The sequence below is a fragment of the Paenibacillus suaedae genome (assembly GCF_032337355.1).
GTDB lineage: Bacteria > Bacillota > Bacilli > Paenibacillales > Paenibacillaceae > Paenibacillus_B > Paenibacillus_B suaedae.
Genome location: NZ_JAVYAA010000001.1, coordinates 1,669,156 through 1,692,368, shown reverse-complemented (window position 1 = coordinate 1,692,368; position 23,213 = coordinate 1,669,156). Strand labels below are relative to the sequence as shown.

Below are 23,213 nucleotides of genomic sequence, written 5' to 3'. Positions count from 1 at the left end.
TCCTTACGTCTGTTTACGAAGCAGTGTTCGAATTTAGAAGACCGCTCATCAAGTGCTCTACTGCATCCTTTACATTGTCTTGTCTCATGAAATGTTCCCCTACCAGCACCGCATCGACATGCAGCTCATCCATGCGACGGAGATGCTCCGGAAGATGGATACCGCTCTCGCTGACTAAGATACAATCTGACGGAGCCAAATGGCGAATACGATGGGTCTGCTCGATATCGGTCTCGAACGTATGCAAGTTTCGATTGTTGATGCCGACTAACTTGATTCCTTCAATTCTGCCTACACGCTCCATTTCGACTTCATTATGGACTTCCACGAGAACGTCCATGCCAAGTTGTCTAGCTGTTCCGTGCAGATGCTGCATTTGGTCGTCACTCAAAATCGCTGCGATCAGCAGGATTGCATCCGCACCTATCAATCTTGCTTCAAGCACTTGAAGCTCATCGATAATAAATTCCTTCCGCAAAATCGGCAGTTCTGTCAGCGCTCGCACCTGCTGCAGAATGTCATTGCCGCCTTGAAAATATACGCGATCTGTAAGTACAGACAATGCATCAGCACCTGCCGCCTCATATCCAGCTGCAATCTCTGCGGGATTGAAATGCTCGCGAATCAGCCCTTTGGATGGCGATGCCTTCTTTACTTCAGCAATCAAGGCAACCGAACGGTTCTTATTTACGGTAAGTGCCCCAATGAAGGAGCGGCAAGGTGAGAGCGCTGCTGCCTCTAGAATTGCCTCATTCCGATTCATCACTCGTCTGAGCGCTTGTATCTCTTCTTCCTTCGTTCGTACAATCCGTTCAAGAAACATGACCTAGCCCTCCTGTTGCTGCGATCCATTGCTCCAGCTTCTGATTCGCCAGCCCATTATCGATTGCATCAGCTGCAATCCGCACGCCTTCTGCAATGGAGCTCGATTGTCCCGCAACGTAAATACATGCGCCCGCATTTGCAAGAACAATATCGCGATGTGCGCCTTGCTCTCCGCAAAGCAGACCTCTTATAATTTGCGCGTTCGTTGCGGCGTCTCCACCCAGCACACTAGTCAACGGCTGCGTGTGTAGACCAAGTGTTTCCGGTGTAATGGTATATGTGAATACTTCTCCATTTTTCAGTTCACTAACTTGAGTTGGTGCCGACAGGCTGATCTCATCCAATCCATCTTCGCTCGCAACAACGAGCGCACGCTTCAACCCCAATTCACGTAATACAGATGCGATAATACCCGTCTTGGTGCGATCATAGATCCCAAGGACTTGTCGATCAGCTCCCGCTGGATTCGTCAACGGGCCAAGCATGTTGAATACGGTGCGTATCCCTAGTTCCTTGCGTGGTGCAGCCGCATGTTTCATTGCAGGATGATAGACTTGCGCGAACATAAAGCAGATGCCGATTCGTTCCAAACACTGTGCAGCTTCCTCGCTCGTCAGCTGAATATTTACACCCAGCGCCTCCAGTACATCCGCACTCCCCGAGCGACTGGAAGCCGATCGGTTGCCATGCTTCGCAACCCGCACGGATGCGGATGAGGCGATGATGGCAGCAACTGTGGAGACATTCAACTTATGAATGCCCGATCCGCCTGTTCCACATGTATCAAGCAGGCGCTCATGCGAAGTGACCACTTGATGGGCGCGGCTGCGCATCGCTTCAGCAAAGCCCGCAATCTCATCAACTGTCTCCCCCTTCAAACGTAGACCTGCAAGCAGTGCTCCAATCTGAGCCGAAGTCGCATGGCCATCCATAACATCTGCCATTACATCCCTCGCTTCTGAGCGGCTTAAGTGATGCCCTGACAGCACTTGAGCAAGCGCCTCCTTCATGAGTGCACTTCCGATTACAAGTTGGCTCGTCATCCTAAATTCCTCCCTTCGGCGACGGGATCGAAGCAGCCCGTTCTTCCGTTCCGACATAATAGTCCCAGTTCGCCGGCATCATTGAAGTATAGGATGCCGCGTATCCAGCCGCACTTCCCTCAGCTGCGTTCGTTAGCTTGCTCTCATTGACACTGTCCTCTTGCCCTTCAGCGTCACCTTCGCGGTTGAACATCTCTTCTGTCATCCGAATCGCCAGCAGCAGTGCTTTCGCCTTGTTAATCGTTTCTTCGTATTCCATCTCCGGAACCGAATCCCATACAACACCAGCACCTGCCTGTACGTAAGCATGGCCTCCTCGGAAAATAATTGTACGTATCGTAATACAGGAATCCATATTCCCATTGAATCCTAAATATCCGATAGCGCCCCCATATATCCCACGTGACTCTTCTTCCAACTCTGCAATAATCTCCATTGCACGAAGCTTCGGCGCTCCGGACAATGTACCTGCTGGCAAGCAGGAGAGGAAGGCATCGAAGAAATCCTTGTTCTTGCGAAGCTTGCCAGAAACGTTCGATACGATATGCATGACATGGGAATAACGCTCAACATTCATGTACGTATCACAGCGCACGCTGCCGAACTCGCATACGCGGCCGAGATCATTCCGCCCGAGATCAACAAGCATCACATGCTCGGCCCGCTCTTTCTCATCCTGCATCAGATCTGCTTCCAGCGCTGCATCTGCTTCAGCAGTGACGCCCCGTGGTCTTGTTCCCGCAATCGGCCGCGTCTCTACCCGCTCATCCTTAATACGCACAAGCATCTCTGGAGAAGTGCCAACAATCATGTCGTCCTCTGTCTTGAGCACATACATATACGGGGAAGGATTCGTCATTCTCAGCACCCGATACACATCAAGCGGGTCTGCTTGTGTCTGCCGTTCGAAGCGCTGTGACAGCACCACTTGAAAGATATCTCCTGACCGAATATATTCCTTGGCTCGATTCACCTTCGCAACGAATGATTCCTTCGTCTCCGAGGATCGAACCCCCTGCAGTACCTCTTCAGCCGCAGATGCTGTTGTTGCTTGCTGTACCGGTCGGGTGTTGCTCACTAGAGGTGCTGTCAGCTTCATTTGCAGGCTGCGCAGTTTCTTTCTCGCTTGCTCGTAGCGATGCCGTATCACATCTGCCGAACTTCCTGGTTCCACATGAATGTTCACAATAAACTGCATTTGCTGCTTCATATGATCGAAGGCAACAAGTTGATCGCAGAACATAAATCGGATGTCATCCATTTGCAGCGTGTCGTACTTATGACGCGGCAGGCGTTCATACTGCTGAACCAAATCGTAGCCGAAGCAGCCAATTGCCCCTCCTGTCATTGGAGGAAGTCCATCTAGCGCAGGGCTTCTATATTTATGCATCAAGTGCTTCATCATCTCGATTGGGCGCTCTCGCACCTCGGTGATATGGCCATGCTCTATTTTCCGCAATCGTCCACTCTTCCCTTGAAGGAGCAGGAATGGATCCGTTCCGATGAAGGAATAGCGGGCCCATTGGACGCCACCCTCCACACTCTCCAACAAAAAAGCATATGGTTCATTGCGCAATCTTTGAAATAATCGAATTGGGGTTTCGGTATCAGCCATCATCGTCTCGGCAACAGGTATGACATTATACTGCCGGGCGAGATGGATTACTTCGTCCAATTGGGGATACATCGCTTTCCACTCCTTTCAACTTCGTTATGCAGCCGTTACGACGATTACATACCGCGTGATGAACGAGAGCGTCTACCAACCATTTCTTATTCACTTGTTTACGCTTGTTGCAGTGCCTTATCGGAATCAGGCGAATCACGAATGAAAGGCACTACTGAAAAATAACGTGTACGAATAAAAAAAGCCTCTGCGCAAGGCAGAGGCTTGTTGGTATACGATGAAATTGTGGATGAGTAATTCAATTCATGAGGATATGGATCGCCTTATATAAGGCCCCCCATTGTGCCGCTGCAATAAATCAATGTGCAGCAAATACAATAGGCGCTAGCCTATATAGACATGATGTCCATATTCTATCTCGTCTCAGCTCAACTCATCTCAATCTCAAACTCAACTCTGCTCAACTATGCTGATATCAATATAACCGGAAATGTCGGCTTCGTCAATCCAGCAAACTAAATTTCAGACATAAACGATCTTCAGACTGGGTTTCCCACATCTCTATTTACTAGACAAATCAGGTCTCAGAGCTATCGCCTCATTCAAGTAGACATGGCGAATCTCGTGCTGCTCCTTGTCCGTGTTGATCGTTACCATTAGGCGGATGCACAATGGCAGACTGCCCTTCACTGGAATTTCAATGGCACACATGAGTGGCACTAGATCCCAGCCTTCCATGGCACGTATCGCACGTGCTGGAAAAGTAGCATTCAAATCCTCTGTCATCGTGATCCAAATATTTGCGATCTGTTCAGGTTGAACCGTATTTTGGGCAACTATCTCCTGGAGCAGCTTCGTAGTCGCATGCAGAATCTCTTCTGCATCATTGCGGGTTACCGTAGTCGCTCCGCGAATTCCTCTTGCATACATGGTCACGCCTTCTCTCCTTTCAACTCCTCGATGATATCTCGTACTAGGCTGACCGGTACATCCTTGCGAATTTCTACATGTCCGATTGCAGTAGGCACAATAAATACGGTGTGCCCTTCCTTAAATTTCTTGTCATGCATCATGGCTTGAATAATATCATCCGAATTCATATGCTGTGGCACTGCCACCGGCAGGCCGTATTTCGTCAATATCGCTTCTGTTCGAACAGCAATCTGCTTATCTTCACCCAATCGCTCTGCAAGACGCGCAGAACCAACCATTCCAATTGAGATGGCTTCGCCATGCAGCAATTCTCCGTAGCCGGCAACCGCCTCTAGAGCATGGCCAATCGTATGTCCCAAATTCAATATCGCTCTTAGATCATGCTCACGTTCATCCTGAGAGACGACCTGCGCTTTAATCGCGCAGCCCTTAAGCAGTCCATACGTGAGTGCTTCCTCATCCTTAGCCAGCAAGCGTTCAGCTTGTGCTTCGCACCATGCTGTAAACTCTTCATCCCAGATAAGGCCATGCTTAATCATTTCAGCCAGTCCTGCACGGACTTCCCGATCAGGAAGCGTAAGCAAGGTCGCTGTATCGTACAGCACCATTTCTGGTTGATGGAAAGCCCCGATAATATTCTTGGCGAACGGATGGTTAACCGCAACCTTGCCACCGACACTGCTGTCATGAGCCAATATCGTCGTAGGCACCTGAATGAAGCGAATTCCTCGCATGTAAGTTGCCGCCACATAACCTGCCAAATCCCCGACTACGCCACCGCCGAGGGCGACGATGGAAGAATGGCGATCACAGCCCGCATCAAGTGCTGCAGTGATGCACTGTTCGTACACCTGCAGCGACTTGGAGGATTCACCAGCTGCTACTACAAAGGAAGAAACCTGATAGCCAGCCTCACGCAGTGCTGCTTCCGTGCGCTCTAAATATAGCGGAGCCACATGATCATCCGTGATGATCACAATTGGACTGCGAGTGGGAATGCTGCGCATTTGAAATGCCTCACCGATTCGACCGAGAAGACCGCTGCCAATCCAAATTGGATAAGAGCGTTCTCCTAGTTCAACAGTAAGCTCTGCTGCATCTAAAGTGAGATTCTTGCTCATGACGTTCCCCCCTTTTAATATCGGGACACTTGTTCCAAATAGTGCTCATAGTTGGCGCGGATCTCTTCCATCGAATCGCCGCCGAACTTCTCCAGGAACGCCTTCGCAACTTCCCAAGCGACTACATGCTCCATGACAACACTCGCAGCCGGCACTGCACACGCATCTGAGCGTTCCACTTGTGCAGTGAACGGCTCCTTCGTATCGATATCAACACTGCGCAATGGCTTATAAAGGGTTGGAATAGGTTTCATTACCCCACGCACCACGACTGGCATTCCGTTCGTCATACCACCTTCGAAACCGCCAAGTCGGTTGCTAGCTCGTGTATATCCTGTTTCCTCGCTATATAGAATTTCATCATGAACTTGTGATCCGCGCAGTTGACCTGCCTCGAAGCCAATACCGATCTCAACACCTTTGAAAGCATTGATCGACATCACTGCTTGCGCGATGCGTCCATCCAGCTTGCGATCATATTGCACATGGCTCCCTAGTCCAACCGGCAGTCCCTCCACGATGCACTCTACAATACCGCCGATCGAGTCGCCTTCGCCTTTGATTTGATCGATGTACGCTTCCATCTTCTTCTCCGTATCGGTATCGACCACACGAACAGAAGAAGCCTCCGTACGTTCAATAATCTCGTCAACTGACAAATTGTGAGCAGGAGCTTCGATTTCACCTATGCGAATAACTTGTCCTGCAATCTTGACGCCGAATGCTGCAAGGAACTGGCGCGCTACTGCACCCACAGCTACGCGAGCAGCTGTCTCCCTAGCGCTTGAACGTTCCAGTACATTGCGCAGATCCTTCAATTGATATTTCAAGCCTCCGTTCAGATCCGCATGACCTGGACGCGGGCGATGAACACGTCGCTTCTCTTCATCTGTCCCTTCAATCGGCTCCACATTCATAATATTCGTCCAATGCTTCCAATCGTTGTTCTCCACTACAATAGCAATTGGAGCACCTGTCGTACGTCCATGACGCACACCGCCGACGATCGTTGCTGTATCTTTCTCAATTTGCATACGTCTGCCGCGGCCATACCCCTTCTGGCGGCGATGAAGTTGGAAATTGAGTTGCTCGAAATCAATAACCATGTTGCTAGGCATCCCTTCAACAATGGCAGTTAGCTGCGGTCCGTGTGTTTCTCCTGCAGTCAAATAACGTAGACTCACAAGTTGCTCCCCCTTTAACTGTGATGCTGTAAATGGCTAAAACCCTTAACTTTTTTCTCATTATAGTATAGGAGGCAACGTTTGACAAGAAAACAAAACGCGCCCTTGCCGCTTTGTTTCAAGCATTAGGGCGCATCTTTCGTTATCGACGTGTAGTCTGTCTATGTTCAATTTAGCCATTCGATGGTATGTAATTCCAGTATGACTGAAATAGTCGAATACACTCTTTAAGTTCGAACAGCTATAATTTTCGATAAAAGAACGTCTCCATCGTTTCAAGCTGATACTGTTGTGGATTGAATATTTGCTCTGTGCTTCCGACGAACAATACCCCACCCGGCTTAAGCGCATTGGCAAACTTTCGATACAACTCATGCTTCGCTTCTTCCGTAAAGTAAATCATCACATTACGGCAAATAATCAAATCATGCTGAGTAGCAAAAGTATCGGTTAATAAGTTCTGCTGGCGGAATCGAATCGATTTCTTCAAGCGATCAATGATATGAAAACTGTTCGACTGCTGCATAAAGTACTTTGACTTGAATGATGGGGGAACGTCTTTCAAAGAGCGCTCAATATAGGAAGCTTGCTGTGCTCTTGCAAGTGCATTCTCGTCAATATCCGTAGCAGAGAGTTCTGTCCGATCAAGCAAGCTCATATCATCGAGAATCATCGCTAGTGTGTAAGGCTCCTCACCTGTCGAGCAAGCGGCACTCCAGCACTTCAGCTGGCGCGTTCGCTGCGACAGCTCTGGAAGCACACGAGTGCGCAGGGTATCCCAACGCAGCGGATTACGCCAAAATTCAGATACATTGATCGTCATGCGATCCAGCATTTCATCAAATAACGAAGAATTAGCACTCATCGCCTTGGCATAGGAGGCAAATGTCGAGTAGCCATTCTTCATTCGTAACGTAGACAAGCGTCTACGCATCTGGGTCTCCTTATACTGTGATAAATCGATGCCTGTAGTTGATCGGAAATATTGGACAAAATCCGCATAATCTTGATCATCTCCATGATCCACGGCTGTCCCTTGGCCGAATCCATTAGCAGCAGGGAAAATGGTGGCTGCATCCCATAAGGTCGTCTTGCGCTCTGACAATTGTGCTCACACCTTCTAAGTTCGTATATATGCTGCAACTGAGTTCCTGATCGACAACAAGCATAGCCCAAGATCGCTCAGCAACACCGCAACATAAAAAAACACGGTCGAATATTACTATTCGCCGCGTTCTTCCATAGTCCTGCCCTATGTAAGCTCTTACATCAGAAATCAAAAAAATAATTATTATGTTTCTGCGTGTGTGAGCCGCGCTCATGGCTGCCGATTAAATCCATGGCTCCAATGCCCGCTCGTAACGAAATGAATCCACTTCTGAGAATAAGTTTGCGATTTCACGTTCAGCACTCTCTGGTGAATCCGAACCGTGAACCACATTGAAGTTCGTATGACTTGCATAATCTCCGCGTATCGTCCCTGGTGCAGCTTCAGTCACTTTCGTCTTGCCGATCATCAAGCGTGACAAGCTGATAACATCGTCACCTTCCCATATCATAGCGAATACTGGACCAGAGGTAATAAAGTCGACCAGTTCGCCAAAGAAAGGCTTTTGTGCATGTTCTGCATAATGATGTTCAGCTTGTTCACGCGAGACTTGCATCAATTTTCCAGCTACAAGTTTAAAGCCCTTCCGCTCAAAGCGACCTACTATATCTCCTATGAGGCCTCTTTGTACTCCGTCAGGTTTGACCATGATGAATGTGCGTTCCATACGATCACTCCTACTCAAATGTGAAGTCGTCCAACACACGCATTATACCAGATTTTTCTTCAAATGGCACTCGATTTTTTCACCATAGTTCAAATCAATGATTACGATTCGCAATAAAGTAAGCAATATCGCGCAGATTGCGGCGAGCACGGATGTTAGGCAGATGCTCTAATACCGCAAGCGCCTTCTCGATATACCGATTTGCTATCTCTTCAGCCCGCTTAATACCATCACTTTGGCGAATCATATCGAGCGCAGCAGATACATCTGTATCTCCATTTCGCTCACGGATACGTTCAATTTCACGAAGAAGAGACTCGCGAAGCTCCGTGTCCTGCAGCGCAAATATTACTGGAAGCGTCAAATTCCCTTGACGAATATCATTCCCTGGCGGCTTGCCTATTTGCTCTTCAGTACCGGTTAAGTCAAGCACATCATCTCGAATTTGAAATGCCATGCCCACATTGTAGCCAAAGCGATACAGCGCATAACCAATCTTCGGCTCTGCATGTGCGGCAATCGCCCCCAACTGACAGCTAATCGCAATCAGCAACGCTGTCTTTCGACGGATCCGAAGCATATATTGACGGATCGTCTGCTTTGTATTGAAGAAGTCACGAATTTGCTCCATTTCACCGATGCACATTTCAACCATTGCTTTGGAAAATATGCGATGAATCTCTGGCTGCTTCAATTCTGTAGCTACAACCAGCGCTTGGCCATACATATAATCGCCGGCATACATAGCAACGCGATTATCCCATTTGGCCTTAACTGTCAGTTGCCCTCTCCGAGTTTCAGCGTCATCAATGACATCATCATGCACGAGTGAGGCCATATGAATTAATTCCAGGGGAACAGCAACGCGCTTCAACTGTTCTATATCGTATGTACCGAATTTCCCTGCAAGCAGAACGAATACCGGACGTATTCGCTTCCCGCCCGCCTTCAGCAGATGCAGCGACGCTTCCGTAAGGAGCTCGTGATCGGAGCGGATGTTCCGCTCCAATTCACGTTCAATATACGCTACATCTTGTTTCATTGTCGCATAAATGTCCCACAGTTTCATGCCTTCACCTAACCAACTGTATTTTCCGACCCAAGTTCCAAGTGAACCTCAAGATCAATAAGTCCCAACTCAAATGCAATTTAAAAATACAGACACGAAAAGATAAAAGATCGGCCACATGTTTGTGTTATCCATTCGGCCGATCCGAATCTTCGGCAGTCTGTACTTCCGAATTCCCCCACCTTGTAAACAACTGGTGATCGATATCCATGCAGTCCAACACCTTGCCGACAAGGAAATTAATGATGTCATCCAGAGTCTGCGGATGATAATAAAATGCAGGCATCGCCGGCACAATACGTACACCCATTTTCGCAAGCTTCAGCATATTTTCCAAATGAATCGCATGCATCGGCGTCTCGCGCGGAACGATTAGAAGCGGACGGCCTTCCTTCATCATAACGTCAGCAGCTCGCCCCATCAAATTATCGGAAGCGCCGTGTGCAATCGATGATAAGGTTCCCATGGAGCACGGCATGATCACCATGCCGTGCACCCGAAATGAACCGCTTGCTATGCTTGCCCCAATATCCTGGTTCGGATGATACGTAACCCGATCCGCCAAATCGCCGAATGCCAGCTCAATCGCTTGCTGACGCTTCGTAACATTCCATCCGAGTTCTTCCTTTAGTACGCGCCATCCAGCATCTGATACGATGAGATGAACCTCATAATCGGCTTCCAACAGACATTGAATCAATCGGACACCGTATATAGCACCACTTGCCCCTGTAATACCAACTACGTAATGCTTGCGAGATGCAGCACTCATTACTTCATCACCACCATGTCAATAAGCGTGAAGCAAAATACAACGATGCTGAGCACACCGTTCATCGTGAAGAAGGCTGTATTCAGCTTGCTCAAATCGTACGGCTTCACAAGCATATGCTCATAAATAAGCAGGGCACTTGCAATAACCGTACCTATGATATACCACCAGCTTAATTGAGTTAAAAATAATAGCAGTATAAATCCAAACGCTGTAGCAATATGGAAGCCTCTTGCAATCCAGAGTGACTTCGCAATTCCGAAACGTACCGGAATCGACTTCAAGCCTTCCTTCTTATCGAACTCATAATCCTGGCATGCATAAATAATATCGAACCCGGTAGTCCAAAACGCAACGGTTAAATAAAAGGTGAGAGCTGCCCAATCGATTCCATTCGTTACAGCCACCCATCCTCCGAGCGGTGCCAATGCAATCGTAAGTCCCAGCACAACGTGGCATAGCCATGTGAAGCGCTTGGTAAACGAATAAAATACTAACATAAAGACGGCAACCGGAAGCAAGTATACAGATAATGGCTCCAGATTTGCCGCTGCCCAAAATAAAAGACCGAACGACACGGCCGTAAATAACAGTACTTCTCCTGCCTTCAGCAATCCTGCGGGTATTGCTCGATTTGCAGTTCTTGGGTTCTTCGCGTCGATGGCAGCGTCAATTAACCGATTGAGCGCCATTGCCGCGCTTCGAGCTCCGAACATCGCCATGAGGATCCATCCCCATTCAGGGAGCGTTGGGAAGCGTTGATGAACAACCATTCCTCCCAGCAGTGCGCCCATAAACGCAAATGGAAGAGCAAATATTGTATGCTCGAACTTAATCATTTCTAAGAAGATACGTACTTTTTTAAGCATGACCATTCCCCTTCGTCCCGATGTGAAGAGCGGCAATGCCACCGAAGAACGAATACGCTTGTACGCGATCAAGTCCATTAACTCTAAACATCTGTTCTAGCTCCTTGCGGCCCGGGAACGTAACAAGCGACTCTGGAAGCCACTTATACTGCTCATACCGCTTCGCAATCAGCTTGCCAAGCAATGGCAGCACATGGCGGAAGTAGAAATAATAAATGCCCTTGAACGGCTGCCATGTTGGCTTGCTCAGTTCAAGACACACAACTTGTCCACCCGGCTTGACCACTCTGCGCATTTCACGAATGACTTGCTCAAAATCCGGAACATTGCGCAAACCGAAACCAATCGTCACATAGTCAAAGCTGTTGTCGGGGAATGGAAGCTCCATTGCATTTCCTTCAACAAGCTCAATTTGGCTGTGTAGGCCTGTTTGATCCACCTTCTTCTGACCTACCGCCAGCATATTCGAACTGAAGTCCAGCCCTGTAATCTTGCCTGTGCCGCTCGCTTGCGCCAACTGAATCGTCCAGTCACAAGTTCCACAGCACAGATCAAGCGCTGTCTCCCCCTGCTTCATGTCCATCTTGCGCATCGTGAAGTTGCGCCAAGCCTTGTGACGCCTGAAGCTCAGTATATCATTCATAATATCGTACTTCGGAGCTATGCTCTGAAATACTTCTTGAACATAATGTTCTTTGGTCTTGCCAGTCTTAGGCGAATGTGTCTCCACGATCTGTCACCTATTCCTTTCTTCGCCGAACGTATCGTCGATCTATTGGAGGTTGAACGCTCACTATCATTTACAGACGAGGTAAGGCAAGAAATGTGTCAAGACGTTGTCTGGTGCTCTCATCAAGCGGCAATGTCACCGCTAGCGTATGCAATTTATCCCGTGATACACGAACTTGATAAGCCAGCTGCTCCCTCACCTCATACTTGGACATGAGCGCATTCCAGAGCATCTCGTCAACCAATTTCTGCTTCAATTTTCTTCGTTCCTCATCTGTGCCTTGCTGCCATACATGCCAGTAAGACCAGCTGCCTTCGAATCGTTCGAAATGATCCGCTCGCTCTTGTTCTCTTTCTAGTACTTCGAGCTCTGTCAACGAATCAAGCAGTTCCTCCCATGTGGAGATGTCTTCTTGATTCATCTGAGCGTTGAAGGACTGGAACAACGACTTCTTCAGCGTAACGCTCGCCCGCAAATATTCTTCTGCGGTCATTGTCCAATGCTTCATCTTGTCCACCATCGTCATCTTCAGACGATTAATATCGCATACGGATTGGCTCAAAGCCCTTACCGTATCAATCTGACCTTGCTGCGCAAGCAGGTTATAGAAGCGACTGCTGAAATAGTCTCCAGCCAATACTTTCAGCTGCCTTGAACGCAAGTTGCGGTCGTTATGCTGCACCGCTGCCAGTTCAATCGTATCATGCGTGTCTAATCCAACCTGCACGAGCGATGTAACTAGCGCAAATAATTCACTATGTTCCGCTATTGGCTTACTGCGGTTTAAAAAGGCGAACATCAGCTCCACTCTTGCGTTAGGAAACGCAGGCAGTTCCGTGTGCGCCTGGATCATGTCATGTTCAACATACCGCTTAGCCAATTGCGAGATATGATAACCATTCATCTGCTGCCTCCGACTGTACCGGTTAGTCATCCTTACGGATGTCGCAATCTAAATCATTATAGCATATGTTTAAAGTGATAGGACAACATTTCTTCGTTCTCCTATTTCTTATGACCAAGACCCTTACTCTCATCTGACTGCCGGAAACTGACGCTCCCAGTGCGGTGTATAAATAATCCGCCATGGCTCTTCAAGCTCCTTCGGCATTGTTCCTTTCGATTTCTGGAGAAGCTTCAAACTTTCCACATCTACTTGAGAACGCTGCGCATCCATACCAAGCAATACATATCTCTTTTTAGCCATGTCATCCTGTATAACGACACGAAGCTGCAGACGTTCGACATTGCTTGTTTGTATGAAGGCGAAGCGAAGAAGCTCATGGATATCATGATAAATAATTTCTGGATGGACAATCGTTGCAGCCACTTTTACATCAATCACCAGTTTATCTGACTCCCAAGTAACCCGACTAAACTTCAATTGAAGTGGAAGCTCTGATAAATAATCCACGATCTCCTCGGAAGTGAGCTTGACCATGCGTGGTGAAGGGGTAAATACAGCCACATCTTTATTGGCGTCCGGCTTCTGCTCACCCAGTGAATACAATAGCCCTAATCCTAGCGGAAGCATAATCGTAACGCAAAGCACGATGACCAGAGTTCTATAGCGATGCATATTCTTCATTCTGAACCTTGCACCTCCACATATTGTAGATCAAGTCAACACTCCAGATAACAGACAGTGTCGACGTTCCAGAGTATGTCCATACCTCATGTCTATAATGAAAAAAAGCAGGCTATGCCTGCTTCCCTCAAGAAAACAAAAAATTTCATTCCTATTCGTCTGTATCGGTATGAATTACACCGTGTTTTGTCATAACAACTGCTTTGCCGCGAATTTTAATTGCGGACGTATGATCCGTGAACTGGGCTACAAGCACTTCATTCTTGTCCAGCTTCTCCGTATGATGAAACTTCGTATCTGTTCCGCGTGTCAGACCGATCACCTGAACTCCCTGATCTTTGGCCTTTATTACGATAAAGTCATTTTGTGTTTCCAACTGCTTGACCTCCTTGCATATGTATTGGCTTCCTTGCAGCGTCAACCATGTGAATCACCATTCTTCGGGCATACTACTAGTGTAGCACGTTTCATCTAAAAGGAGCTAATGCGATGCACCCAGCACATTTACAATCTAACCAGCTACAGCTGCTTCAGCAGTGGGAAGAGCAATTAAGTCAAGTAAGTGGTCAGCGTATTGTACTGGTCGCCTACAGCGGCAGTGCACAGAGCACTAGAGCAGCTAAGAGTAATCTAGAGCATCCTATTCCACAACTTCCCCTCTGAAAAGGAGCAGAAGCCGCGACATTCATGTCGCGGCTTCTACCTCACTTGCGTTCCCCTATTAGACAAAAGTATGTAAGTTCACTTATTTGATGCCATCTTTAAGTGCTTTGCCTGGTTTGAACGCAGGGATTTTGCTTGCAGGAATTTCAATCTCCTCGCCCGTTTGCGGGTTACGGCCTTTGCGTGCGGAACGTTCGCGCACTTCAAAGTTACCGAAGCCTACCAATTGGACTTTGTCGCCGTTCTGAAGTGCAGTCGAAATCGCTTCGAATACAGCATCAACTACTTTCGTCACATCTTTCTTCGACAATTCCGTAGCCTCTGCCACTTCAGTTACCAATTCAGATTTATTCATTCTGTTCACCTCCTGATTCAAGTATGCATCGTTATCCATTTTCTTTACTGTTTCTCTAGAATTTATACCTTATCATCAGCAAAACAGTTCAATACGATATCCAATCTGCTGCCAAATGGGTTCACAGAACAAATTTATAGTAATATACCGTTGTTACAAATGCAAGTAGGGACTGAAGAACAACGATAAGCTTATGTGTTTCCCCTACTGTTTATCTGATATTCCCTTTACTCTATCTTCAACATCTCGCAGCCTGCCACCAGCTGAAGCATAGAACAATAACTGCTCTTCCGAAGCCTCTCCTCGCTCAAATAGCCTCACCATTTCCCCGTCATACATAACAACAATGCGGTCGCCAACCATTGACGCTTCATACATGTCGCTAGTGAAGTAAATGATTCCTCTTCCTTCCTCTGACAATTGTCCAATGATGCGGAAAATCTCATTTTTCGCACCGACATCGATCCCATTCATAGGTTCATCTAAGACAAATACATGCGCATCAGTGCCAAGCCATTTCCCTATGGCAACCTTCTGCTGGTTGCCTCCACTTAAATGTCTCACTTTCTGCTTCACAGAAGCGGTCTTGATATTAAGCCGCTCGATCACGCTCTCTGCTGACAGCCGCTCTCGCGTGGTTGATACGAAACCCGCTGTGCAGTACTTTGGCAATGTAGAGATACATAAATTGCTCTGTAACGACTCATCCATAAACAAGCTATATTTGCGTCGCTCCTCGGGAACAAGCACGATACCCGCACGAATCGCATCACGAATAGAACGCGGCTGAAGCACTTCTCCATTCAACGTTATCTCTCCACCATCGCACAGCTCCGCCCCTCCAAGAATCCGAGCCAGCTTCGTCTTCCCTGCTCCTATCAGCCCCACAAATACAAGAATTTCCCCGCGTCTCAATTCGAAGTTTACATTTTTAAGCTTCTGTCCGCAAGAGATTCCCTTCACAGTAAGCAGAACCTCTTCACGAACAGAGGAATGTACACCGGGTTCTTCTTCTATGGTTTTATCCAGCATATATTGAATTGCTTCCTTGGGGCAAATATCAGAGATTAGCGAACTGTGAACCAATTCACCGTCACGCAAGATAGAGATACGATCACAATGATGAAACACTTCAGCCAGGCGATGAGTAATAAATAGAACGATAACTCCTTGATCTCGAAGTGTATGCATAATCGTAAATAACCGCTCTGACTCCTCAAAGCTAAGGGATGCAGTTGGTTCGTCAAATATGACAATCTTAGCTTCATTCAATAATATTCGCGATATAAGCACCATCTGCTTCTCCGCTAATGTGCACTCCTCCATACGCAGCGAAGGCGAGATCGACAGGCCGATAGCATCCATGATGCTCTCAGCCCTCTTCTTCAGATGTGCAGGGCGAATCCAGCAAGAACTTCTCCCCATGCTAAAGTCATCCATCATAATATTCTCTGCTACTGTAAGCTTGGGAACAAGTGCCACATCTACCTCTTGATATACACAATGAATTCCCTGTTTCTTCGCATCAGCAGGTGAATGAATTGATAATTGCTCGCTTCCTAACTGGATGACTCCGACATCGGATCGGCATGCGCCTGACAATATATTCATCAACGTACTCTTCCCCGCTCCATTAGAGCCAACAAGAGCGTGAATTTCTCCGCTAGATGCAGTAAAGTTGACTTGCTTCAGAACAGATAGCCCGTTATACGATTTTGTAATTCCAAGCATGTACAAATTTGAATCCGCTTCAAATTGACAATCGCCTGCCGCTTCCGTATCGGAGACATGCGCGGAACGTAAGTTTGATACTCCTTGCGTTTTCCATACGCTGCTCATCTCTATCCCGCCTCTTAACTTTACTGATCCATTCGATTTCTCCATGACGAATAAATCCCACTTTTTACCGTTACCGGCATTATTCTTAAATATACCCGCTTCCTTCGAGTCTGTAAATTGATTTAGCAATAAAAGATCGATGAATTTTTACAGGAACATACAAAAAGCCTAAGTGGCTAATCCAATCTGGAATAGCGACTTAGGCTTCCTTGCAATCCGATTACAATATGATGGCGATTAATCCACCTGAGCCTTCGTTGATGATCCGGCCCAATGTCTCTTGAAGCTTGTAGCGAGCGTTGTCTGGCATCATGGCGATTTTGCCTTGTATGCCTTCGCGAACGATGGAATGCAGGGATCTGCCGAAAATATCAGATTCCCAAATCTTCGTTGGATCGTTTTCAAAGTCCTGCATCAAGTAGCGCATCAGCTCTTCGCTCTGCTTCTCCGTTCCGATAATCGGAGCGAATTCCGATTCAACATCGACACGAATCATATGAATGGAAGGAGCAGTTGCTTTGAGCCGTACCCCGAAGCGTGAGCCTTGTCTAATAAGCTCAGGCTCATCGAGAGCCATTTCGTTCAAGGTAGGCGCTGCAATGCCATAGCCAGTTGTCTTCACCATTTCAAGCGCATCCGCGAATCGGTCATATTCCCGCTTCGCATGTGCGAATTCCTGCATCAACTGAAGCAAGTGATCCTTGCCTCGTATTTCTACCCCGACCACTTCCATCAGAATTTGGTCGTACAATTCGTCCGGCGCGTACAAATCAATCTCAGCAACACCTTGACCCATGTCCATGCCGCTCAAACCAGCTCGGGCAATAAAGTCGTACTCCATAAATTGCTGCACAACACGATCAACATCCCGCAGGCGTCTAATATCTTTGACTGTATCCCGTACCGACGACTCATAGCTGGAGCGCAGCCAATGAGTATCGTTCAGAACCATAACCCAGCTCGGAAGATTCACGTTGACTTCATGTACTGGGAATTCATACAGAACTTCACGAAGAACGCCCATTACATCTTCTTCGCCCATCGTCGCTGCACTGAGCGCCATTACTGGGATGTCATATTTAATCTGCAGCTCATTGCGGAGTGCAATCGTCTCATCACTGCGAGGCTTCGTCGAGTTAATAATCAGTACGAATGGCTTGCCAACTTCCTTTAACTCTTGAATGACGCGCTCCTCGGATTCGATATACGAGCTTCGAGGAATCTCAGCAATCGTACCATCAGTCGTCACAACAACGCCCAATGTGGAGTGCTCTTGAATGACTTTGCGTGTCCCGATTTCGGCCGCTTCCTGGAATGGAATCGGCTCCTCGAACCACGGCGTATTAATCATGCGCGGGCCATTCTCATCCTCGTAGCCTTTGGCTCCGGTTACCGCATAGCCAACACAATCCACTAGACGAACGTTAACATCCAAGCCTTCCGCTACTTTAATTTGAACTGCATTATTCGGAACGAATTTGGGTTCGGTCGTCATAATGGTCTTACCTGCTGCGCTTTGCGGCAATTCGTCAACTGCGCGAATGCGGTCGGATTCATTCGTGATATTAGGCAATACGACCGTTTCCATAAATCGTTTGATGAACGTCGATTTCCCTGTGCGGACCGCACCGACGACCCCGAGGTAAATATCCCCGCCGGTACGCTCGGCTATGTCCTTAAAAATGTCCACTTTCTCCAATTGATATCCCCTCCTCAAATTTTTCCGACGGACTACGAGACAACATTCGCCTCTCGCCCTTCAGAAACGATTGGCACCGTTGCTAGGATTGAGCTGTTGCCGTTGTCGCCAGTGTTCGCCGCCGAGATTTCACGTCGTACAAGGGCATTTCGACGCAACTCGTACATGCTTTTGGACTAGTAACATCTTATTTGCTAGATGGCATAAATATGCCCCTCACACAAAACATTTTTCGTAAATGATTCAGTTCTAGTAGATAGTGATGCTCATCCGTGAGTGACCCCCCACTTGGGCACGAACGCAAAAGGTCGTATCAACAAACGCCTTCCAAATCAGATATATGAAGTTAGAAATGAAGTATGACATTATCTTGCATATCGATGAGTAAATCGTCTTTTCTATTTCTGTACCAACCTGTCATCCATGTTCGCATGCAAAAAAGACCAGTCGAACATATCGACCGGCCTTCCTTTCATTCCATTTGTCTATTTGGAAGTCTCTTCTTGAGGTACAGGCGCACCGTTGCTCCATTTGTACGCGACTGACTTCACCGGCACAAAGAAGGAGGCATCCGCAAGCATGGGCCTCAGATCCTTCTCTTGACCTGTAGGCTGCTTCCCAGAGGTTTCCACAAGCTGCATAATATCCTGCGCATAATCTGCGTATACCCTTCCTTGCTCATCCATCATGAACGACAGTACACTTCGGCTGAACGGACTTCGAACTTCTACAGGCTGTATGCCTATCAGCTTCTCATCAATTCGATAGAATCCAGGATATACTTCCTCCTGCTTCGGCAACGCACCCTTAGCCCGTATATGCGCATCAACAGCACGAGCAAGATCATTGACCCGCTGTGAAGTAAGTAAATCCATCACCTTCACTTTCGGAATCGTCTCTTCATCAATAATCAGATACACACCCGAGCCACCTGATTCAAATGCACTCCCGGGAATTGCGCTAAGCAGATCTTTTCGCTTGAGCAATTCAAAGTTCACACGGAACTTCTCATATCGTGGAACACTCTCATCGCTGCTTACTAGCGGAAGCAGACCTGTATCCTTCTGATACTGATCCACAGCATTTTGGACAAGAAGTACGCCCTCACGAACCGATTGTTGGCTTTCCTTGCGCATCTCCTTCGGATATAAGCATCCTTGAAGTGTCATGCTCATGATAACGAATAGCACGATACAACAGATTTGTCTCCCCGACCTCAACTACTTCTCCTCCTCAGTCACAATCACAATTCCACACTTGAAGATAGAGCTGTTCATTCTATTCTGGCATTACCACAAGCTGTCATCTTCCTGTTCCGCTAGCTTGCGTCGAATAATGGCTTTCAGAGGATCTTCTGGGACTTCCACCGTAACCGTACCTGGATTCCCTGTCAGCAGTGTCTGGCACGATAAACGAAGCCCAGTTGCTGAATGGATACCTAGCTTGCTGCTCTCTGCTAAAGTGGGCTCTCCAATTAGTCCTTCTTTATCCGCTGATACCTGTACTTTACACATCAAGCAGCCCGCCTTCCCGCTGCATCTTGTGCGTATCGGAACACCTGCGCGTTGCGCGGCATCCAATAACGACATCGAGCGCTTAGCCCCCCATACCTTGCCAGAAGGCTCGAACCGCACGTTTGTCCCCATACTAGCCAGCCCCTTTCCTCAACGTTGGTAGGGCTACATGCGACTCCACCTTTATTTACAACAAATCATTTACATTAGACAAATAAAAAAGACATCATTTTCGGACACCTTTCATTCACGATGGAACGTATATACGCAGGTTCCGAGCAATTTGCCAATACCGTATTCATAGCAGCAATATGCTGCTCAGGAGCAGCATTGATTACCTGTGCGATCGAAGCTGTACGATCTTCCCGCTGACGCAATATATTGAAGACCAATTCATGAGCTAGCGGCATTAACGCGATGCGAAATCTGTCAATATTATAGATGATGCGATGATTCCATAAGGCATCACGAATGATTGTGTTGTATTGGCATTGCGGTGTAGTCACGATGAATTGACCAACCAATTCAATGGGAACTCCGCATATTTGATAATGACTTAATAAGGAATGATAAGTACTCGTTGCATTCCATTCGGGCGCATCGGTTGCATATGGATTCCATTGCTCCTGTAGATGCTTTGCATCGGGCTCATCTGCATAGATATCCACATCACGAGGCTCCCGGCCAAGCGGTACCCCTTGTAGAACTAATCCACAGCTCCCACCTAGCATCCAGTACTTCATATCGTTGTTCGCTGATGCTACTAATTGTTCAATTGTCCCCATTATTGGTTCAGATAATGATATCATGCTATTTGCTCCATTCACATTTGAATCCATGCTGCATTATTCAGGCTGCCAGTCACCAGTCAGGCCTATGATCAAAAATACGGCTTGTGAACTGCACGAATGAAGCCATCAGCTTCTGCAACGACCTGACAAGAGAGCCGATAACCCTGCTCGAATTCTTCTTCCTCCATACGGTTCCACTCTGCATCCGTCACTTCGGATACATATTCTCGTCCTTCTTCGATTAAGCAGCGACATCTCGCACATGTTCCGCGCGTGCAAGCATAATTCCAATCTACTCCAGATTCCTTTGCGGCATCCAGCAGAGTAGTACCTACAGGTACAGATATACTCGCTTGCTTCGTCTTGCCTATGAATAGGATGTCCACCATCCTCAATCACACTCCTTCGACCGTCTTATCGTCAATGACGATATGTATTGAGTAAAGTGTTAATTACGCCTACAAGATGGAGAAAAATCCATATACCATACCTGCAAGCAGCATAATGAACGCAATAAGCGAAAGAATACCTCGTACCCAGCCTCTCGTCTTACTTCTGGCAAAAGCAATGAGCAGTGCAGAAAAGGCCATTAGGCCTATTCCTATAAAGGATACCCACATTTTTGTCATACTGTCCATTTTCCCGATTCTCCCATTCGTTCAAACTGCTCTCATTATACCATTCGATGAAATAGAAGAGAAACGTTTTGCACGAACATGCACAAAAAAACGACACAATCAGCTACTCGCTGTCGTGTCGTCTTCTTTTTACATCATATCGATTGTGCCTGCTACTTCTTCATCAACTTCATCAATGCTTCCAGGTTGTTTGCGTTAACTCCGCTCTTCTTCACGGTGCTGACAATGTCATTTATTGTCGACTCTGAGACAGGTAGTTTGGCCATTGAAGCAACTTGCTTAATCAACTGCCGCAACTGCGCCTCATTCTGCATCGTCGAAGGCTTCACCGTACCTGCAAGCTTCTTGATTTGATTCTCCGTTATGTTCTTGCCAGACTTCTTATTGATTGCATTCAATGCATCCTTCGGAAATTTATTCGACATATCGCCCCTCCTCGGGTCTGTACTCTATACAGTGTATGTCGACGAATAAATGAAGGTGATAAGGATACTAGCCAATAATAGAGTCCGTGCAAGCCCATCAATATCTAGGATGACCAATCCGATGTGGCCACTTCTTCAATTTCGTTCTTACGAACTCGACCCATTAAGCATTCAACTGCTGTCTTTGGATCACGAGATTCGAATAATACTCGATATAACTGCTCTGTAATCGGCATTTGGACGTCATATCGATCAGCCAAGAAATGAGCCGCCTTCGTTGTACGGATACCTTCAACGACCATCCCCATATGAGCCAACACCTCATCAACCGCCATACCTTGACCTATCAGCGAGCCAGCTCTCCAGTTCCGGCTATGTCTGCTCGTACAAGTTACAACTAGATCGCCAACGCCCGCAAGGCCGGCAAATGTCATCGCATTCGCTCCCATCACAACTCCGAGCCGAGCAATCTCAGCCAAGCCGCGTGTTAATAAAGCAGCCTTGCCATTATCTCCGAACTCCAGTCCATCGGATAAGCCTGCGCCTAATGCAATTATATTTTTGAGCGCTCCTGCAAGTTCCACACCAATCACATCTGGATTGGTATAGACACGAAAGAAGGATTCGTTCATAAATAAATCCTGTGCTTGTTCAGCAGCCTTCGTACTGGTTGATGCAACGACTACCGTTGTTGGACATTGCTTCACAACCTCTTCGGCATGGCTCGGACCTGACAGCACAGCTATTCGATCTGAGCTGCATCCAAGCTCCTCTACAAGCACCTCTGACATGCGCTTTAACGTTTCGGTTTCAAATCCCTTCGTCGCATGTACGACAACCATCTCGTCCGTTAAATACGGCTTCATCATTCCCGCAACTTGGCGCATCGCAGCAGATGGTGCTACAACAACGCAAGCCTTCGCACCGCTCATAGCCTCTTCGACGGAATTGGTTGCCCGAATGCCGGGATGCAAGGTAACGTTCGGCAGATATTTCCCGTTCGTATGCACCGTATTGATCTCTTCTGCCTGCTGTTCATTTCTCGTCCATAGATACACATCGTGTCCATTATGGGCGAGAACCTCGCTTAGGGCAGTCCCCCAGCTTCCGGCTACGAATACAGCAACTTTAACGGACACGGGACACGCCCCCTTTGCTCGCGCCAAGCCGGTTCTCAGTCCCTTGAACCAGCTTAACGATATTGCTCCGATGACGATAGAATGCAAATAGGCATAACAGCAAACTGCCCCAGAAAATGCTCCAATCATATTGGAATACCAAAATAAATATCGGAGTCAGTCCAGCAAAAAGCAATGATCCTAACGAAACATAACGTTTCCAAGCAATTGAAGCAATCGCGATAATGCCAGCACATAGGGCTGGCCAAAAAGCTAGAACGGCCAGCACCCCAATTGTGGTAGCAATCCCCTTCCCCCCGCGGAAGCGAAAATAAACGGGCCAGTTATGACCAACGATGGCTGCAATCCCGCTTAGCACCATGACCCATGTGTAATCCGATAGCAAATACCCCATAAGAACGGCTACCATTCCTTTGGCCGCATCAAGCAGGAGAACCCCAGCCGCTGGCCCTTTGCCTAATACGCGCAACGTATTGGTCGCGCCCGCATTACCGCTCCCGTGTTGACGGATATCAATACCACGAAGCCACTTTCCAATCAGAAGACTAAAGCTGACTGAACCAAGAAGGTAACTCGCTACAATTGCGATAATAGATAGCGTCAATTCCGCTCGC

The 23,213-nt window shown here is 47.5% G+C and carries 27 protein-coding genes; 1 reads left to right on the top strand and 26 read right to left on the bottom strand.

What is annotated here, in order from left to right:
• Positions 1-13: 13 nt before the first annotated feature.
• The 15 genes from trpC to mtrB all read right to left on the bottom strand — a co-directional run bounded on the left by trpC (position 14) and on the right by mtrB (position 13,912).
• Positions 14-823 (bottom strand): indole-3-glycerol phosphate synthase TrpC, encoded by an 810-nt coding sequence (trpC, locus tag RQP50_RS07565; protein ID WP_315744377.1) that lies wholly within the window; start codon positions 821-823, stop codon positions 14-16.
• A complete protein-coding gene (gene trpD, locus RQP50_RS07560; protein WP_394358367.1) occupies positions 813-1,835 on the bottom strand; it encodes an anthranilate phosphoribosyltransferase in 1,023 nt (340 codons plus the stop codon). The genes trpC and trpD overlap by 11 nt, the downstream gene beginning before the upstream one ends.
• 34 nt (positions 1,836-1,869) lie before the next feature.
• The gene (gene trpE / locus RQP50_RS07555; RefSeq protein WP_315744373.1) at positions 1,870-3,555 is read right to left on the bottom strand and encodes an anthranilate synthase component I; all 1,686 of its coding nucleotides are present in this window, start codon (positions 3,553-3,555) and stop codon (positions 1,870-1,872) included.
• 501 nt (positions 3,556-4,056) lie between these two features.
• A complete protein-coding gene (aroH, locus tag RQP50_RS07550) occupies positions 4,057-4,425 on the bottom strand; it encodes a chorismate mutase (RefSeq protein ID WP_021254683.1) in 369 nt (122 codons plus the stop codon).
• A 2-nt stretch (positions 4,426-4,427) separates the two neighbouring features.
• Positions 4,428-5,549 (bottom strand): 3-dehydroquinate synthase, encoded by a 1,122-nt coding sequence (gene aroB, locus RQP50_RS07545; RefSeq protein WP_315744371.1) that lies wholly within the window; start codon positions 5,547-5,549, stop codon positions 4,428-4,430.
• 14 nt (positions 5,550-5,563) lie between these two features.
• A complete protein-coding gene (gene aroC / locus RQP50_RS07540; RefSeq protein WP_044357402.1) occupies positions 5,564-6,733 on the bottom strand; it encodes a chorismate synthase in 1,170 nt (389 codons plus the stop codon).
• 241 nt (positions 6,734-6,974) lie between these two features.
• Positions 6,975-7,799, bottom strand: coding sequence for a CheR family methyltransferase (locus RQP50_RS07535; protein ID WP_315744617.1), 825 nt, complete (start codon positions 7,797-7,799; stop codon positions 6,975-6,977).
• Positions 7,800-8,064: 265 nt separating this feature from the next.
• On the bottom strand, positions 8,065-8,508 hold the full coding sequence (gene ndk, locus RQP50_RS07530) for a nucleoside-diphosphate kinase (RefSeq protein ID WP_021254687.1): 444 nt from the start codon (positions 8,506-8,508) through the stop codon (positions 8,065-8,067).
• A 94-nt stretch (positions 8,509-8,602) separates the two neighbouring features.
• Positions 8,603-9,577, bottom strand: a complete 975-nt coding sequence (gene hepT, locus RQP50_RS07525; RefSeq protein ID WP_072727947.1) for a heptaprenyl diphosphate synthase component II — start codon at positions 9,575-9,577, stop codon at positions 8,603-8,605.
• Between the two features lie 127 nt (positions 9,578-9,704).
• Positions 9,705-10,349, bottom strand: a complete 645-nt coding sequence (locus RQP50_RS07520; RefSeq protein ID WP_072727945.1) for a UbiX family flavin prenyltransferase — start codon at positions 10,347-10,349, stop codon at positions 9,705-9,707.
• Positions 10,349-11,218: a UbiA-like polyprenyltransferase gene (locus tag RQP50_RS07515; RefSeq protein WP_021254690.1), complete on the bottom strand. Its 870-nt coding sequence runs from the start codon at positions 11,216-11,218 to the stop codon at positions 10,349-10,351. Before RQP50_RS07515 ends, RQP50_RS07520 begins: the two co-directional genes overlap by 1 nt.
• On the bottom strand, positions 11,211-11,948 hold the full coding sequence (locus RQP50_RS07510) for a demethylmenaquinone methyltransferase (protein ID WP_021254691.1): 738 nt from the start codon (positions 11,946-11,948) through the stop codon (positions 11,211-11,213). Before RQP50_RS07510 ends, RQP50_RS07515 begins: the two co-directional genes overlap by 8 nt.
• Positions 11,949-12,018: 70 nt before the next feature.
• On the bottom strand, positions 12,019-12,852 hold the full coding sequence (locus tag RQP50_RS07505) for a heptaprenyl diphosphate synthase component 1 (RefSeq protein WP_021254692.1): 834 nt from the start codon (positions 12,850-12,852) through the stop codon (positions 12,019-12,021).
• Positions 12,853-12,981: 129 nt separating this feature from the next.
• Positions 12,982-13,536, bottom strand: coding sequence for a hypothetical protein (locus RQP50_RS07500; protein WP_315744362.1), 555 nt, complete (start codon positions 13,534-13,536; stop codon positions 12,982-12,984).
• 151 nt (positions 13,537-13,687) lie between these two features.
• Complete coding sequence (mtrB, locus tag RQP50_RS07495; RefSeq protein ID WP_021254694.1) at positions 13,688-13,912, bottom strand: trp RNA-binding attenuation protein MtrB; 225 nt, start codon at positions 13,910-13,912, stop codon at positions 13,688-13,690.
• Positions 13,913-14,025: 113 nt separating this feature from the next.
• Between mtrB and RQP50_RS07490 the strand changes: the two genes are divergently transcribed.
• Positions 14,026-14,199 (top strand): hypothetical protein, encoded by a 174-nt coding sequence (locus tag RQP50_RS07490; protein WP_315744359.1) that lies wholly within the window; start codon positions 14,026-14,028, stop codon positions 14,197-14,199.
• Positions 14,200-14,281: 82 nt separating this feature from the next.
• On the opposite strand, the gene RQP50_RS07485 is transcribed toward RQP50_RS07490, so the two are convergent.
• From RQP50_RS07485 to plsY, 11 genes are all read right to left on the bottom strand, one after another.
• Entirely contained in the window at positions 14,282-14,554 is a 273-nt protein-coding gene (locus RQP50_RS07485) for an HU family DNA-binding protein (protein WP_021254695.1), read from the bottom strand.
• Positions 14,555-14,758: 204 nt separating this feature from the next.
• The gene (locus RQP50_RS07480) at positions 14,759-16,393 is read right to left on the bottom strand and encodes a sugar ABC transporter ATP-binding protein (protein WP_315744356.1); all 1,635 of its coding nucleotides are present in this window, start codon (positions 16,391-16,393) and stop codon (positions 14,759-14,761) included.
• 220 nt (positions 16,394-16,613) lie between these two features.
• A complete protein-coding gene (gene spoIVA / locus RQP50_RS07475) occupies positions 16,614-18,092 on the bottom strand; it encodes a stage IV sporulation protein A (protein WP_021252893.1) in 1,479 nt (492 codons plus the stop codon).
• Positions 18,093-18,577: 485 nt separating this feature from the next.
• Entirely contained in the window at positions 18,578-19,312 is a 735-nt protein-coding gene (locus tag RQP50_RS07470; protein WP_315744353.1) for a DUF3939 domain-containing protein, read from the bottom strand.
• A 69-nt stretch (positions 19,313-19,381) separates the two neighbouring features.
• Positions 19,382-19,738 (bottom strand): 2Fe-2S iron-sulfur cluster-binding protein, encoded by a 357-nt coding sequence (locus RQP50_RS07465; protein WP_065290846.1) that lies wholly within the window; start codon positions 19,736-19,738, stop codon positions 19,382-19,384.
• Positions 19,739-19,812: 74 nt separating this feature from the next.
• The gene (locus tag RQP50_RS07460; protein ID WP_315744349.1) at positions 19,813-20,415 is read right to left on the bottom strand and encodes a nucleotidyltransferase family protein; all 603 of its coding nucleotides are present in this window, start codon (positions 20,413-20,415) and stop codon (positions 19,813-19,815) included.
• A 71-nt stretch (positions 20,416-20,486) separates the two neighbouring features.
• Positions 20,487-20,786, bottom strand: coding sequence for a 2Fe-2S iron-sulfur cluster-binding protein (locus RQP50_RS07455; protein WP_021252897.1), 300 nt, complete (start codon positions 20,784-20,786; stop codon positions 20,487-20,489).
• 69 nt (positions 20,787-20,855) lie between these two features.
• On the bottom strand, positions 20,856-21,035 hold the full coding sequence (locus RQP50_RS07450; RefSeq protein WP_065290844.1) for a DUF2768 family protein: 180 nt from the start codon (positions 21,033-21,035) through the stop codon (positions 20,856-20,858).
• A 152-nt stretch (positions 21,036-21,187) separates the two neighbouring features.
• Entirely contained in the window at positions 21,188-21,460 is a 273-nt protein-coding gene (locus RQP50_RS07445) for a stage VI sporulation protein F (protein ID WP_021252899.1), read from the bottom strand.
• A 104-nt stretch (positions 21,461-21,564) separates the two neighbouring features.
• Complete coding sequence (locus tag RQP50_RS07440; protein WP_021252900.1) at positions 21,565-22,599, bottom strand: NAD(P)H-dependent glycerol-3-phosphate dehydrogenase; 1,035 nt, start codon at positions 22,597-22,599, stop codon at positions 21,565-21,567.
• The gene (plsY, locus tag RQP50_RS07435; RefSeq protein WP_072727937.1) at positions 22,589-23,203 is read right to left on the bottom strand and encodes a glycerol-3-phosphate 1-O-acyltransferase PlsY; all 615 of its coding nucleotides are present in this window, start codon (positions 23,201-23,203) and stop codon (positions 22,589-22,591) included. Before plsY ends, RQP50_RS07440 begins: the two co-directional genes overlap by 11 nt.
• Positions 23,204-23,213 lie beyond the last annotated feature (10 nt).

Bases quoted from the DNA above. Each gene is read 5' to 3' on its own strand.
- trpC (WP_315744377.1), bottom strand. From the start codon at position 823: ATGTTTCTTGAACGGATTGTACGAACGAAGGAAGAAGAGATACAAGCG.
- trpD (WP_394358367.1), bottom strand. From the start codon at position 1,835: ATGAAGGAGGCGCTTGCTCAAGTGCTGTCAGGGCATCACTTAAGCCGC.
- trpE (WP_315744373.1), bottom strand. From the start codon at position 3,555: ATGTATCCCCAATTGGACGAAGTAATCCATCTCGCCCGGCAGTATAAT.
- aroH (WP_021254683.1), bottom strand. From the start codon at position 4,425: ATGTATGCAAGAGGAATTCGCGGAGCGACTACGGTAACCCGCAATGAT.
- aroB (WP_315744371.1), bottom strand. From the start codon at position 5,549: ATGAGCAAGAATCTCACTTTAGATGCAGCAGAGCTTACTGTTGAACTA.
- ndk (WP_021254687.1), bottom strand. From the start codon at position 8,508: ATGGAACGCACATTCATCATGGTCAAACCTGACGGAGTACAAAGAGGC.
- hepT (WP_072727947.1), bottom strand. From the start codon at position 9,577: ATGAAACTGTGGGACATTTATGCGACAATGAAACAAGATGTAGCGTAT.
- RQP50_RS07520 (WP_072727945.1), bottom strand. From the start codon at position 10,349: ATGAGTGCTGCATCTCGCAAGCATTACGTAGTTGGTATTACAGGGGCA.
- RQP50_RS07515 (WP_021254690.1), bottom strand. From the start codon at position 11,218: ATGCTTAAAAAAGTACGTATCTTCTTAGAAATGATTAAGTTCGAGCAT.
- RQP50_RS07505 (WP_021254692.1), bottom strand. From the start codon at position 12,852: ATGAATGGTTATCATATCTCGCAATTGGCTAAGCGGTATGTTGAACAT.
- RQP50_RS07500 (WP_315744362.1), bottom strand. From the start codon at position 13,536: ATGAAGAATATGCATCGCTATAGAACTCTGGTCATCGTGCTTTGCGTT.
- RQP50_RS07490 (WP_315744359.1), top strand. From the start codon at position 14,026: ATGCACCCAGCACATTTACAATCTAACCAGCTACAGCTGCTTCAGCAG.
- RQP50_RS07485 (WP_021254695.1), bottom strand. From the start codon at position 14,554: ATGAATAAATCTGAATTGGTAACTGAAGTGGCAGAGGCTACGGAATTG.
- RQP50_RS07480 (WP_315744356.1), bottom strand. From the start codon at position 16,393: ATGAGCAGCGTATGGAAAACGCAAGGAGTATCAAACTTACGTTCCGCG.
- RQP50_RS07465 (WP_065290846.1), bottom strand. From the start codon at position 19,738: ATGGGGACAAACGTGCGGTTCGAGCCTTCTGGCAAGGTATGGGGGGCT.
- RQP50_RS07460 (WP_315744349.1), bottom strand. From the start codon at position 20,415: ATGATATCATTATCTGAACCAATAATGGGGACAATTGAACAATTAGTA.
- RQP50_RS07455 (WP_021252897.1), bottom strand. From the start codon at position 20,786: ATGGTGGACATCCTATTCATAGGCAAGACGAAGCAAGCGAGTATATCT.
- RQP50_RS07450 (WP_065290844.1), bottom strand. From the start codon at position 21,035: ATGGACAGTATGACAAAAATGTGGGTATCCTTTATAGGAATAGGCCTA.
- RQP50_RS07445 (WP_021252899.1), bottom strand. From the start codon at position 21,460: ATGTCGAATAAATTTCCGAAGGATGCATTGAATGCAATCAATAAGAAG.